The organism is Pantoea sp. Cy-639, from assembly GCF_011752525.1.
Classification (GTDB): domain Bacteria; phylum Pseudomonadota; class Gammaproteobacteria; order Pseudomonadales; family Pseudomonadaceae; genus Aquipseudomonas.
Window position 1 is genome coordinate 1 of sequence record NZ_VWXI01000064.1, and the last position, 243, is coordinate 243.

The 243-nt window shown below is 65.8% G+C and carries 1 protein-coding gene; it reads right to left on the reverse strand.

The window, feature by feature from the left end; all coding sequences use genetic code 11:
• Window positions 1-63: 63 nt before the first annotated feature.
• Window positions 64-243, reverse strand: a 180-nt coding sequence (locus F3J43_RS24465) for a hypothetical protein (RefSeq protein WP_205298078.1), incomplete at its 5' end; no start/stop codon positions are given.

The following is a 243-nucleotide window of genomic DNA, read 5'->3' on the forward strand; positions in this document are numbered from 1 at the left end:
TCCCACATCTGTTTCGGGCGATGCAGTCCTGTGAGGGTACCGCTGTACGCCTTGGCGCATGCCTCAAGCCAGGCGAAGCGCCAGCAGCGCCCACGCCGAAACCTCGCCATGCCAGCAGGGCGCATCGCGGGCTTTCGCCCACTCCCACATCTGTTTCGGGCGATGCAGTCCTGTGAGGGTACCGCTGTACGCCTTGGCGCATGCCTCAAGCCAGGCGAAGCGCCAGCAGCGCCCACGCCGAAA